We start from the raw sequence: 12,932 nt of genomic DNA, 5'->3' as shown, positions 1-12,932 counted from the left end.
CACCGCCGCCGTGACCGCCGTCAGCAGGTTCAGGGCGCGCACCGGCAGCCCCGTCACCCGGGCGAACTCCTCGTCCTGGCTGACCGCGAACAGCTGGCGGCGCAGGCCCAGGGTGACCAGCACGACGAAGGCGGCCAGCAGGCAGATCGCCACGACGTCCGACTGGGAGACCGTCGAGAGGGAGCCGAAGAGATACGACGTGAGGTTGGCGTTGGAGCCGCCGGGGGCGAGGTTGATGAACATGACACCACCCGCCATGCCGCCGTAGAAGAGCATGGCGAGGGCGATGTCGCCGCGGGTGCGGCCGTACCAGCGGATCAGCTCCATCAGGACGGCGCCCAGCACGGACACCAGCGTCGCCATCCACACCGGGGACGTGGACAGCAGGAAGCCGAGGCCGACGCCCGTCATCGCGACGTGGCCGATACCGTCGCCCATCAGGGCCTGGCGGCGCTGGACGAGGTAGATGCCGACGGCCGGCGCGGTGATCCCGACCAGGACGGCGGCCAGCAGCGCCCGCTGCATGAAGGCGTAGTTCAACAGGTCCATCAGCTCAGCAGTCCCGTGCGGATCGGATCGGCGCCCGTGGCGTCGTGCGGGTGTACGTGGTCGTGGCCGGGCAGGGCGTGCTGGCCGACCGCCTTCGGCGGCGGGCCGTCGTGCAGGACGCAGCCGTCGCGCAGGACCACCGCCCGGTCGATCAGCGGCTCCAGCGGGCCGAGTTCGTGCAGCACCAGCAGGACCGTCGCGCCCTGGGCGACCTGCTCCTGAAGCGTGCGGGCCAGCACCTCCTGGCTGGCCAGGTCCACGCCCGCCATCGGCTCGTCCATGATCAGCAGCTCTGGGTCGGCGGCGAGCGCGCGGGCGATCAGCACCCGCTGGTGCTGGCCGCCGGACAGGGCGTTCACCGAGTCCTTGGCCCGGTCCGCCATGCCGACCAGTTCGAGGGCCCGGTGCACGGCCGCCCGGTCGGCCCTGCGGAAGACGCCGAAGCGGGTGCGGGAGAGCCGGCCGGACGACACGATCTCGGTGACCGTCGCGGGGACCCCGCCGGCGGCCGTGGTGCGCTGCGGTACGTAACCGACGCGCGCCCAGTCGCGGAAGCGGTGCCGTGGGGTGCCGAAGAGCTCGATCCCGCCGGCGCTCACCGGCACCTGGCCGATGACGCTGCGCACGGCCGTGGACTTGCCGGAGCCGTTCGCGCCGAGCAGGGCGACGACCTCGCCGCGGCGCACGGTGAGGTCGATGCCCCGCAGGACGGGGCGCGAGCCGAGTTCGGCGGTCACCCCGCGCAGGGCTATGACAGGCCCGCTGGTCATCTCGTCTCCCGTCACTTGGCGCCCAGTGCCTGCTGGAGGGCCTTGAGGTTGGCCTCCTGGACCGAGAAGTAGTCGGTGCCCCGGGACTTCTTCGTGATGCCTTCGATCGGGTCGAGGACGTCCGTCTTCAGGCCCGCGTCCGTGGCGATGGTCTTCGCGGTCCTGCCGCTGACGAGCGTCTCGTAGAAGACGGTGGTGACGCCGTCGGCCTTGGCCATCGTCTCCAGGTCCTTGACCCGGGCGGCGCTGGGCTCGGACTCCGGGTCGAGGCCGTTGATGGCCTCCTCGGTCAGGCCGTAGCGCTCGGCGAGGTAGCCGAAGGCGGCGTGGGTGGTGATGAAGACCTTGGTCCTGGTATGCGCGAGGCCGTCCTTGAACCGGGTGTTCAGCTCGTCGAGCTGCTTGACCAGGGCCGCGGTGTTCTTCCGGTAGTCGGCCGCGTGGTCCGGGTCGCCCTTCTCGAACGCCTTGCCGACGCCCTCGGCGAGCTGGGCGTAGCGCACCGGGTCGAGCCAGACGTGCGGGTCCTTGCCGCCGGTCTCCTCGCCCTCGTGGGTGTCGTGCGCGGTGGCGTGGCCGCCGACCTCGTTGCCGTGCTCCTCCAGGGTGGTCAGGGAGGCGGCGTCGATCTTCGTCTTGATCTCCGACTGGGCGATGGCCTTGTCCACCGAGGGCTGCAGGCCCTTGAGGTAGAGCGCCGCGTCGGACTCCTGGAGCCGCACGGTCTGCCGGGCGCTGATCTCCAGGTCGTGCGGCTCCTGGCCGGGCTGGGTGAGACTGGTGACGTGGACGTGGTCGCCGCCGATCCGCTCGGCGAGGAAGGCCATCGGATAGAACGACGCGACGACGTCGTACTTGTCCGTATTGCCTGCCGCGGAGCTGGTGGAGCATGCGGAGAGGGCTCCGAGGCCGAGGGTGGTGGCCGCCGCGACCGCGGTCCCGGATATGAGGCGTCGTCGTACGTTCATGACAGTCATTTTCAACTAACATGGAAACCGTTGTCAACAAGCGTCCGTGGAGGGGTCTGCGAGACCCGAACAGGCCTCTTACCGGGCACCGATTTGATTGAGGGGGAGCCCCCGCCGGTACCCTGAAGCATTCGCTGTGAAGCGCCTCGCTTCGTCGCCCGTCGTCGTAATGAAGAGAGCACCGTGGCCGCCGACAAGATCGACACCATCGTCAGCCTGAGCAAGCGCCGTGGCTTCGTATTCCCTTGCAGTGAGATCTACGGCGGCCAGAAGGCCGCCTGGGACTACGGACCGCTGGGTGTCGAGCTCAAGGAGAACCTCAAGCGCCAGTGGTGGCGCTACATGGTGACGTCGCGCGAGGACGTGGTCGGTATCGACTCGTCCGTGATCCTGGCCCCCGAGGTCTGGGTCGCCTCCGGCCACGTCGCCACGTTCACGGACCCGCTGACCGAGTGCACCGCGTGCCACAAGCGGTTCCGCGCGGACCACCTGGAAGAGGCCTACGAGGCCAAGCACGGCCGCATGCCGGAGAACGGCCTGGCCGACGTCAACTGCCCCAACTGCGGCAACAAGGGCCAGTTCACCGAGCCCAAGCAGTTCTCGGGCCTGCTCTCCACCCACCTCGGCCCGACCCAGGACACCGGCTCCGTCGCCTACCTGCGCCCCGAGACCGCCCAGGGCATCTTCACCAACTTCGCCCAGGTGCAGACCACCTCGCGCCGCAAGCCGCCGTTCGGCATCGCCCAGATGGGCAAGTCGTTCCGCAACGAGATCACGCCCGGCAACTTCATCTTCCGCACCCGCGAGTTCGAGCAGATGGAGATGGAGTTCTTCGTCAAGCCGGGCGAGGACGAGAAGTGGCACGAGTACTGGATGGAGCAGCGCTGGAACTGGTACACCGGCCTGGGCCTGCGCGAGGAGAACATGCGGTGGTACGAGCACCCGAAGGAGAAGCTCTCCCACTACTCCAAGCGCACCGCTGACATCGAGTACCGCTTCCAGTTCGGCGGCAACGAGTGGGGCGAGCTGGAGGGCGTCGCCAACCGCACCGACTACGACCTCTCCTCCCACGCCAAGGCCTCCGGCCAGGACCTGTCCTACTTCGACCAGGAGGCCGGCGAGCGCTGGACGCCGTACGTCATCGAGCCCGCGGCCGGTGTCGGCCGCGCGATGCTGGCGTTCCTGCTGGACGCCTACGTCGAGGACGAGGCGCCCAACGCCAAGGGCAAGATGGAGAAGCGCACGGTGCTGCGCCTGGACCACCGCCTGGCCCCGGTGAAGGTCGCGGTGCTGCCGCTGTCCCGGAACCCCGAGCTGTCGCCCAAGGCCAAGGGCCTGGCCCAGGCCCTGCGCCAGCACTGGAACATCGAGTTCGACGACGCGGGCGCCATCGGGCGGCGTTACCGCCGCCAGGACGAGATCGGCACGCCGTACTGCGTGACGGTCGACTTCGACACCCTGGACGACAACGCGGTCACCGTCCGCGAGCGTGACTCGATGAAGCAGGAGCGCGTGTCGCTGGACCAGATCGAGGGGTACCTGGCTGGGCGCCTTCTCGGCGCCTAGTCGCTGCGCTGGGCTTGGCGGGTGGGGTGTCTTTGCCCACCCGCCCGCCCGTCTCGGTCACTTCAGTGGTGGCCGTCCCTGGGGCTCCGCCCCAGACCCCGGCGGGGGCTTTGCCCCCTGCGCCCCCAGACCCCGGCGGGGGCTTTGCCCCCTGCATCCCCAGGGTTTGCCCAGCCGCCCGCCCGTCTCGGTCGCTTCACGGGTGGCCCGCACAGAGTCGTCGCTGACTCCCCGTCCGGGCGCGCTTATTGGTCCCCTATAGCCGCCCCGCTTTGGACCTGGGTCCCCGGCCGCCGCGGCGGCAGGGTGGTCGCATGAGTCTCGCCTTTCTCCTCACCACGCTGGTCGTCGTCGCCACGCCCGGTACCGGCGTCGTCTACACCCTCGCCGCCGGGCTCTCCCGGGGGCCTCGCGCGAGCGTCGTCGCCGCCTTCGCCTGCACGCTGGGGATCGTGCCGCACGTCCTGGCCGGCGTGACGGGGCTGGCCGCGCTGCTGAACGCCAGTGCGGCGGCCTTTCAGATCCTCAAGTACGCCGGGGTCGCCTACCTCCTGTACATGGCGTGGGCGACGGCCCGGGACAAGGAGTCGATCGTCGTCGCGGAGGAGGACGCACCCGCCTCGGCGGGGCGTGTGATCGTGCGCGGGGTGCTCATCAACATCCTCAACCCGAAGCTGACGATCTTCTTCTTCGCCTTCCTGCCGCAGTTCGTGGACCCGGGTGAGCCGCACGCCCTGCCGCGGATGCTCGGGCTGAGCGCGGTGTTCATGCTGGCGACCTTCGTGGTGTTCGCCGCGTACGGCGTCCTCGCCGCCTCCGTGCGCAGCCACGTCGTCTCACGGCCGCGTGTGATGACGTGGCTGCGGCGGAGCTTCGCGGGGTCGTTCGTGGCGCTGGGCGCCAAGCTCGCGCTCACCGCACGGTGAGCGGGGTGCGGGGTGAGGGCGTCCACAGTGGGGTGACAAGTAATGAATGACAGATATTGAAATCTGTCATTCGTCATGGCATGGTGGAGCCATGACGATGAACAACCGATCCCTCGGCACCACCGGTCCCCAGGTCTCCGCCCTCGGCCTCGGCTGCATGGGCATGTCCGCGCTGTACGGCGAGGCGGACCGCACCGAGTCCGCCGCCACTGTCCACGCCGCCCTCGAAGCGGGCGTGACCCTGCTCGACACCGGCGACTTCTACGCCATGGGCCACAACGAGATGCTGATCGGCGAGGCCCTGCGCACCGCGCCCTCCGCCCGCCGCGAACAGGCCCTGGTCAGCGTGAAGTTCGGCGCGCTGCGCGACCCCGACGGCAACTGGAGCGGCTACGACGGCCGCCCCGCCGCCGTGAAGAACTTCGCCGCCTACTCGCTCCAGCGCCTCGGCGTCGACCACATCGACGTCTACCGGATCGCCCGGGTCGACCCCGACGTACCGATCGAGGAGACCGTCGGCGCGATCGCCGAGCTGGTCGAGAAGGGCTACGTACGGCACATCGGCCTCAGCGAGGCCGGCGCCGAAACCATCCGGCGGGCCGCCGCCACCGCGCCGATCTCGGACCTCCAGATCGAGTACTCGCTGATCTCGCGCGGCATCGAGGACCGGATCCTGCCCACCACCCGCGAGCTCGGCATCGGCATCACCGCGTACGGCGTCCTCTCGCGCGGGCTGATCTCCGGGCACTTCAGCCGCGACAGGCAGCTCGCCGCGACCGACTTCCGGGCGCACTCGCCCCGCTTCCAGGGCGAGAACCTCCAGCACAACCTGAACCTCGTCGAGGCGCTGCGGAAGATCGCCGAGGGCAAGGGCGTCACCGTCGCGCAGACCGCGATCGCATGGGTGCTCTCCCGGGGCGAGGACATCGTGCCGCTGGTCGGCGCCCGCACCCGCGAGCGGCTGTCGGAGGCGCTGGGCGCGCTCGACGTCACCCTGGACGCGGCCGACCTGAGCGCCATCGAGGAGGCCGTGCCGGCGGACGCGGCGGCGGGCGAGCGCTACCCCGAGTCGCAGATGGCCCACCTGGACAGCGAACACTGACGACGGCGCCGGCCACGCGTCCAGGTACGGTCTAAGGCATGTCACCCACCACCGAGACCCTGACCGCCGAGCGCATCCTCGAGGCGACCGAGGAGGTGCTGCGCCGCCACGGGCCGGCGAAGGCCACCGTGGTGGACGTGGCCCGCGCGCTCGGCGTCAGTCACGGCAGCGTCTACCGCCACTTCCGCACCAAGGCGGCGCTGCGCGAGGCGGTGACGAAACGGTGGCTCGACCGGACCTCCGAGGCCCTGTCGGGCATAGCCGCCCAGGAGGGGCGCGACCCCGAGGCGCGGCTGCGCGACTGGTTCCAGGGGCTGTTCGACGCCAAGCGCCGCAAGGCGGGACACGACCCCGAGCTGTTCGCCACGTACTCGGTCCTCACGGACGAGAACGGCGCGGCGGTCGGCGAGCACATCGACGACCTCACGGCCCAGCTGACCCGGATCGTGGAGGCCGGCGTCGCCGCCGGCGCCCTCACCTCCGCCGACCCGGCCGCCACGGCCCGCGCCCTCTTCCACGCCACCGGCCGCTTCCACGACCCGTGCTACGCGCGGGAGTGGGAGCGGCCACAGGTGCAGGAAGAGTTCGACGCGGTCCTGGACCTGCTGCTGCGGGGACTGCGGCCCTAGGGGGTAGGGGCGAGACACCCCCTTAGGGGACGTCTCGCCTCCTAGGAGGTGTCCTCCGCCTGCCCCTGTCAGGCGGTCGCGCGCCAGAAGTCGCGCATCAGTCGGGTGGGCGTCGGATCGTTCATGGCCACCTGGGTGAGCAGGATCGTCACCGTTCCCGTGGGGGTGCGGTGGGCGGTGGTGCCGGTGCCGCCGGCCCAGCCGTAACGGCCCGGGACGTTCCACGGATCGGCCGGCGTGACGTCGACCTGGCCTCCGTAGCCCCATCGCACCCTCCGCCCGAGCCCTCCGCCCGTGCCCTGTGCCTGCACCCCCGGCGTCAGCCGATCGTGCGGGGCAGTCGGAGGCTGAGCAGGCCCGTCAGGACCACGCCCGCCAACTGGACGAGCAGCGTGATCACCAGGGCGTCCCGCATGCCCGAGCCGGGGACCAGGGACAGGAACAGCGTGCCGAGCGTGGCCACGCCCAGCGCCAGCGACGACTGCTGGGCGGTGACCATGACCCCGCTGCCCACCCCGGCCCGGGCGGCCGGCACCTCGGAGAGGATGATCCGGAAGACGATGGGCAGCTGGAGCGCCTGTCCGGCGCCGGCCACCGCCGCCCCGGGCAGCAGTTCCACGACGCCGAGGTGCGGCCAGGACTGCCGGACGGCCAGCGCCATCAGGCCCACGCCCACGAGCTGCACCACCGCGCCCGCCGTCACCACGCGCGTGCCGTACCGGGCGACCAGCCGGGGCCCGGCCAGCGAGACGAAGAAGAACACCACGGCCATGGGGGCGAGGGCCAGCCCCGCCGGGACCGGGCCGAGGCCCGCGCCGCGCTGCAACGCCACCGCGATCACGAACATGAAGCCGCTGAAGCCGACCGAGAACGGCACGATCAGCGCCAGGCCGCGGCGCAGCGACACCAGCCGGAACAGGCTCGGCGGCACCAGCGGCGTACGGCCCTGCCGGTCGGCCCGCCGCTCCACCGCGTAGAACACCGCCGCAACCAGCGGGAACGCGGCCAGCGACAGCCACGTCCACAGCGGCCAGCCCGCCGCACGGCCCTCGGTGAGGGGCGCGAGCAGCGCCAGCAGGGACACCGCCAGCAGCACCGTGCCGGGGCCGTCGACCGGCTCCGGGTGCTGCGAGCGGGTCTCCGGGACGGACCGGACGGCCAGCACCAGGCCGGCGATCACGACGGGCACGTTCACCAGGAACACCGAGCGCCAGCCGGTGCCCCACACGTCCGCGGCGACCAGGACGCCGCCGAGGATCTGCCCCGCCACCATGGACAGGCCCGCCGTCGCCCCGTACAGGCCCATCGCCCTGGCCCGGCGCGGGCCGGACGTGGCCGCCTGGATGGTGGCGAGCACCTGCGGCAGCATCGCGGCGGCCGACGCGCCCTGCGCGACCCGCGCCGCCACCAGCGACCAGGCTCCGGGCGCGAGTCCGCAGGCCAGCGAGGTCAGGCCGAAGGCCGCCATGCCGCCGAGGAAGAGACGGCGCCGGCCGAACAGGTCGCCCAGCCGTCCGCCGAGGACCAGCAGGACGGCGTACGCCACCCCGTACCCGGCGACGACGAGTTCCAGGACGGCCTCGCTCGCGTGCAGGTCCCTGCCGATGGTGGGCAGGGCGACGTTGACGATGAAGAAGTCGATGAGCGGAAGTGCCGCGGCCAGCAGCACCGTGAAGAGTCCGAGCCCGCCCAGCGAGGGTGGTGTCGCCGCGACGGACCGGACAGTGCGTGAAGTGATGGTTCGGGTGGTCACGGATCCGAGCGTGCGCCCCGGCCCAGACGGGTACCAGAGTGTTCTTATCCTGGTAGCAGCAGTACCTGGCAACAGGGTTCGTGCGCGGGCAGGCTGGAGGCATGACCACCATGGCTCACGAGACGCGGATCCGGGAAGCGGCGCGCGAGGCGGGGGACGAGCGCCGGACCGCGCGCTCCCGGGAGGCCGCGGCGTCGGCGATCCGGCGGCATGAACTGGCCGCCTTCCTGCGCCACCGGCGCGAGCACATCGCACCCGAGCGGGTCGGTCTGCCCCGCGGCCCCCGGCGCCGTACGCCGGGCCTGCGCCGCGAGGAGGTCGCGCACCTCTCCGCGGTCGGCGTCACCTGGTACACCTGGCTCGAACAGGCCCGCGACATCCAGGTCTCCGTGCAGGTCCTGGACGCCCTGGCCCGCACCCTGCTGCTCGACCCGGGCGAGCGGGCGCACCTGTTCCAGCTGGCCGGCGCCACGGACCCGGCCCCGTCGGCCACCTGCCCGTCGGTCACGCCGGCCATGCGAGCCCTGCTGGAGCAGATCGAGCCCTTCCCGGCCTGCCTCCAGAACAGCCGGTACGACATCCTCGCCTACAACCGCAGCTACGGCCTGCTCCTCTGCGACCTGGACGCGGTGGCGCCGGAGGACCGCAACTGCATGGTCCTGGCGTACACCCACGAGGAGTGGCGCTCCTCGATCGTGCACCTGGAGGACGCCACCCGGCACATGGCGGCCCGGTTCCGCGCCGCGATGGCCGGGCATCTGGCCGACCCGACCTGGAAGACGCTGCTGAAGCGGCTGCGCGACCAGTCACCCGACTTCTGCCGGGCCTGGGACCGGCACGAGGTGGTCGCCCCGGCGAGCAAGCGCAAGGAGTTCCGCAACGCCCACGTCGGCCGCCTCACCGTCGACCACACCGACCTGTGGCTCAGCCCCGAGGTGGGGCCGCGCATGGTGACGTACGTACCGGTGGACGAGGAGTCGCGCGAGCGGCTGGAGAAGCTGCACGCGATCGCGCTGGAGCGCAGCGCGTAGGGCCCGCTCGTCAGGGCGGGGCGTGTCGGGGCGGGGCGTGTCAGGGCGGGGCGTGTCAGGGAGGGCCCGCGGGGGGAGCGGCTCAGGCGCCGACGCCCGCCGCCTGGCGGACCTCCTGCTCCTGGAGCCGGTCGGCCGTGTGCTCGGCCGTGCGCCGGGCCCAGCGGCCGGAGGTGATCGCGCCCAGTATCAGCACCGCGAGTCCGCAGACCACCAGCACCCACCACCCGGACCGGGCGGCCGTCACGAACGCGTCCTTGTACGAGGACGAGCCGACCCCGGAGGCCAGCAGCGCACCGACCACGGCGACGCCGAGGGTCTGCCCGAGCTGCCGGCTGGTGGAGGCGACGGCCGCGGCGACACCGGCCTGGGCGCGCGGCATGCCGGAGACCGCCGTGTTGGTGATGGGGGCGTTGACGAAGCCGAAGCCGATGCCGAACAGCAGGTATCCGATCATGAGGGTGAGGTCGGACGTCTCGGCCTCGAAGACCGCGAACAGCAGCGCGCTCGCCGTCATGGCGGTCCCGGCGATCAGCAGGGGCAGACGCGGGCCCCGGTTGCCGACCAGCCGCCCGGACAGCGGGGCGAACAGGAAGGTGGGCCCCGCCATCGGCAGCATCCACAGGCCCGCGTGCAGGGCGTCCAGGCCGCGCACGTTCTGGAGGTAGAGCGTGGACAGGAAGAGGAAGCCGCCCAGGGCCGCGAAGCCGCTGATCGCGATCACCGTGGCGCCGCTGAACGGGGCGGAGCGGAAGAACCGCAGGTCGATGAGGGGTTCGGTGCGGCGCGGTTCGTACCACAGCAGGCCGAGCAGGGCGGCGAGCGCCACGGCGGCGAAGGGCAGGACCCGGGCCGCGCTCGCGTCCGGCGCCTCGATGATCGCGTACGTCAACGCGCCGAACAGGGCGATGACCAGCACCTGGCCGACCGGGTCGGGGCGGCGGGCCTTCGGGGCGCGGGACTCGGGGACGAAGCGGAGGGTGAGCAGGAGCGCCGCGAGGGCGACGGGCAGGTTGACCCAGAAGATCGAGCGCCAGCCGACCGACTCCACCAGCAGGCCGCCGACCAGCGGTCCGGCCGCCATCGATATGCCGACCACGGCGCCCCACGCACCGATCGCGCGGGCGCGCTCGCGCGGGTCGGTGAAGGTGTTGGTGATGATCGACATGGCGACCGGGTTGAGCATCGAGCCGCCGACGGCCTGCACCATGCGGAAGACGACCAGCAGTTCGAGGTTCGGTGCGAGCGAGCACAGCAGCGAGCCGATGCCGAAGACGACGAGGCCCGTCATGAACACGCGTCGGCGGCCGATCCGGTCGGCCGTCGAGCCCGCGAGCATCAGCAGCGACGCCAGCACCAGCGTGTAGGCGTCGATGGTCCACTGAAGGCCGGACGTGGTGGCGTGGAAGTCGCGCTGCAACGAGGGGAGTGCGACGTTCAGAACGGTGTTGTCCAGGCTCACGATCAGCAGGCTCATGCAGCAGATCGCGAGCACCAGCAGACGCCGGCGGTGGCTGAGCTCGGGCATGCGTTCCATCGTAGTCGATTTCGATAGTGCGGTTAACTAATGAGTGGTACATGATCTCGGTCGATACGCGACAATGGGGGAATGCCCACGCCCGAGTCCCCCTTGCAGATCGGTCCGCACCCCGTCCGGCCGCCGGTGGTCCTGGCCCCTATGGCCGGCATCACCAACGCACCCTTCCGCACCCTGTGCCGGGAGTTCTCCGGCGGCAAGGGCCTGTTCGTGAGCGAGATGATCACGACCCGGGCCCTGGTCGAGCGCAACGAGAAGACCATGCAGCTGATCCGGTTCGACGCGAGCGAGACGCCCCGCTCGATCCAGCTGTACGGCGTCGACCCGGCGACCGTCGGCAAGGCCGTCCGCATGATCGCGGAGGAGGACCTCGCCGACCACATCGACCTGAACTTCGGCTGCCCGGTGCCGAAGGTGACCCGCAAGGGCGGCGGCTCGGCCCTGCCCTACAAGCGCAACCTGCTGCGGGCGATCCTGCGGGAGGCCGTGAGCGGCGCCGGGGACCTGCCGGTCACGATGAAGATGCGCAAGGGCATCGACGACGACCACCTCACCTACCTCGACGCCGGCCGGATCGCCGTGGAGGAGGGCGTGACGGCCATCGCGCTGCACGGCCGCACCACCGCCCAGCACTACGGCGGCACCGCCGACTGGGACGCGATCGCCCGGCTGAAGGAACACGTGCCCGAGATCCCGGTGCTCGGCAACGGCGACATCTGGTCGGCTCAGGACGCGCTGCGCATGGTGCGCGAGACGGGGTGCGACGGCGTCGTGGTCGGGCGCGGATGCCTGGGCCGGCCGTGGCTCTTCGCCGACCTGGTGGCGGCGTTCGAGGGCCGTACGGACGCGGATGCCCGTGCCGGAGGCACCGATGGGGGCGGCGTACGGCCCACCCTGCGCGAGGTCGCGGACGTCATGGTCCGCCACGCCACCCTGCTCGGGGAGTGGATCGGCGACGAGTCGCGGGGCGTCATCGACTTCCGCAAGCACGTCGCCTGGTACCTGAAGGGCTTCGCGGTCGGCTCCGAGATGCGCAAGCGGCTCGCGATCACGTCCTCCCTCCAGGAGCTGCGCGCCGGCCTGGACGAGCTGGACCTGGACCAGCCGTGGCCGGTCGGTGCGGAGGGGCCCCGCGGCCGTACGTCCGGCAACAACCGGGTGGTGCTGCCGGACGGCTGGCTGAAGGACCCGTACGACTGCGCGGGGGTGAGCGAGGACGCTGAGCTGGATACCTCCGGTGGTTGAGCGGGGCCTTCTTTGCCCGCCCGCCCGCCCGTCTCGGTTGCTCGAGAGGTGACCGTCCCAGGGGCTCCGCCCCTGGACCCCGCCGGGGCTGCGCCCCGGGCTTTGCCCGCCCGCCCGCCCGTCTCGGTTGCTTGAGGGGTGGTCGTCCCCGGGGCTGCGCCCCTGGACCCTGCCGGGGCTGCGCCCCGGGCTTTGCCCGCCCGCCCGTCTCGGTTGCTTGAGGGGTGGTCGTCCCAGGGTTCCGCCCCTGGACCCTGCCGGGGCTGCGCCCCGGGCTTTGGCCGCCCGCCCGTCTCGGTTGCTTGAGGGGTGGTCGTCCCCGGGGCTCCGCCCCTGGACCCCGCCGGGGCTCCGCCCCTGGGCCCCGTCCCTGGACCCCGTCCCTGCGCCCCGCCAGGGCTGCGCCCCTGGACCCCGTCCCTGGGTCCTGCCGGGGCTGCCGTCCGACCGTCGGCCCCTCGCGCCCCTCGCACCCCTCGCGCCGTTCGGCTCGGGTGGCTCGATGGTGCCAGGGGCGGGGTGTCGGGGGGTCAGCTCTTCCTGGGGTGGGGGGTGGAGCCGTACGCCGTCAGGAATCGGTCGCGGAAGGCGCTCATCTTCCAGACGGGGGCGTTGTGGGCGGGGCGCAGGCCGTCGGTCCAGCCCCAGTCGGCGATTTTGTCGAGGACCTTGGGGTCCTTGGCGACGATGGAGACCGGCACGTCCCGGCTGGCGTGGTCGCCGCTGACCCGGGCGATGGGCTGGTGGTCGCCGAGGAAGACCAGCACGGTGTCGTCGTCGCCGTAGCGCTGGAGCCACTGGGTCAGGGCCGTCACCGAGTACTGGACCGACTTGCCGTACTCCTCGCGGGAGCGGG

At 71.8% G+C, this 12,932-nt stretch carries 11 protein-coding genes and 2 pseudogenes; 6 read left to right on the top strand and 7 right to left on the bottom strand.

Features of this window, described 5'->3' with window-relative positions:
- The 3 genes from ABZ484_RS36830 to ABZ484_RS36820 all read right to left on the bottom strand — a co-directional run.
- The coding region (locus ABZ484_RS36830; protein ID WP_358870313.1) for an iron chelate uptake ABC transporter family permease subunit at nt 1-549 on the bottom strand (549 nt) is incomplete at its 3' end.
- A complete protein-coding gene (locus ABZ484_RS36825; RefSeq protein WP_358870312.1) occupies nt 549-1,319 on the bottom strand; it encodes a metal ABC transporter ATP-binding protein in 771 nt (256 codons plus the stop codon). The genes ABZ484_RS36830 and ABZ484_RS36825, both read right to left, overlap by 1 nt.
- An 11-nt stretch (nt 1,320-1,330) precedes the next feature.
- Nucleotides 1,331-2,287, bottom strand: coding sequence for a metal ABC transporter substrate-binding protein (locus ABZ484_RS36820; protein WP_358870311.1), 957 nt, complete (start codon nt 2,285-2,287; stop codon nt 1,331-1,333).
- Nucleotides 2,288-2,470: 183 nt separating this feature from the next.
- Between ABZ484_RS36820 and ABZ484_RS36815 the strand changes: the two genes are divergently transcribed.
- From ABZ484_RS36815 to ABZ484_RS36800, 4 genes are all read left to right on the top strand, one after another.
- Nucleotides 2,471-3,853, top strand: a complete 1,383-nt coding sequence (locus ABZ484_RS36815; RefSeq protein ID WP_358870310.1) for a glycine--tRNA ligase — start codon at nt 2,471-2,473, stop codon at nt 3,851-3,853.
- 314 nt (nt 3,854-4,167) lie between these two features.
- Nucleotides 4,168-4,779 (top strand): LysE family translocator, encoded by a 612-nt coding sequence (locus tag ABZ484_RS36810; protein WP_358870309.1) that lies wholly within the window; start codon nt 4,168-4,170, stop codon nt 4,777-4,779.
- 91 nt (nt 4,780-4,870) lie between these two features.
- Nucleotides 4,871-5,881 carry an aldo/keto reductase gene (locus tag ABZ484_RS36805; RefSeq protein WP_358870308.1) on the top strand — a complete coding sequence of 337 codons (1,011 nt, stop codon included), beginning with the start codon at nt 4,871-4,873 and terminating at the stop codon, nt 5,879-5,881.
- A gap of 38 nt (nt 5,882-5,919) precedes the next feature.
- Entirely contained in the window at nt 5,920-6,510 is a 591-nt protein-coding gene (locus ABZ484_RS36800) for a TetR family transcriptional regulator (RefSeq protein ID WP_358870307.1), read from the top strand.
- A gap of 68 nt (nt 6,511-6,578) precedes the next feature.
- Here ABZ484_RS36800 and ABZ484_RS36795 read toward each other — a convergent pair.
- Both ABZ484_RS36795 and ABZ484_RS36790 read right to left on the bottom strand, forming a co-directional pair.
- Nucleotides 6,579-6,776 (bottom strand): annotated as a pseudogene (locus tag ABZ484_RS36795) (serine hydrolase); the annotation flags it as partial.
- Between the two features lie 53 nt (nt 6,777-6,829).
- Complete coding sequence (locus ABZ484_RS36790; protein ID WP_358870306.1) at nt 6,830-8,263, bottom strand: MFS transporter; 1,434 nt, start codon at nt 8,261-8,263, stop codon at nt 6,830-6,832.
- 101 nt (nt 8,264-8,364) lie between these two features.
- Between ABZ484_RS36790 and ABZ484_RS36785 the strand changes: the two genes are divergently transcribed.
- Complete coding sequence (locus ABZ484_RS36785; RefSeq protein WP_358870305.1) at nt 8,365-9,294, top strand: helix-turn-helix transcriptional regulator; 930 nt, start codon at nt 8,365-8,367, stop codon at nt 9,292-9,294.
- 82 nt (nt 9,295-9,376) lie between these two features.
- Here ABZ484_RS36785 and ABZ484_RS36780 read toward each other — a convergent pair whose 3' ends face one another.
- Nucleotides 9,377-10,822 (bottom strand): MFS transporter, encoded by a 1,446-nt coding sequence (locus ABZ484_RS36780; RefSeq protein ID WP_358870304.1) that lies wholly within the window; start codon nt 10,820-10,822, stop codon nt 9,377-9,379.
- A gap of 81 nt (nt 10,823-10,903) precedes the next feature.
- Between ABZ484_RS36780 and dusB the strand changes: the two genes are divergently transcribed.
- Nucleotides 10,904-12,076 (top strand): tRNA dihydrouridine synthase DusB, encoded by a 1,173-nt coding sequence (gene dusB / locus ABZ484_RS36775; RefSeq protein WP_358870303.1) that lies wholly within the window; start codon nt 10,904-10,906, stop codon nt 12,074-12,076.
- A gap of 530 nt (nt 12,077-12,606) precedes the next feature.
- On the opposite strand, the pseudogene ABZ484_RS36770 reads toward dusB, so the two are convergent.
- Nucleotides 12,607-12,932, bottom strand: a pseudogene (locus ABZ484_RS36770) (CDP-alcohol phosphatidyltransferase); the annotation flags it as partial.

This window comes from Streptomyces sp. NPDC006393, assembly GCF_040628575.1.
Classification (GTDB): domain Bacteria; phylum Actinomycetota; class Actinomycetes; order Streptomycetales; family Streptomycetaceae; genus Streptomyces.
This window is presented reverse-complemented; position numbering and strand designations above follow the sequence as displayed.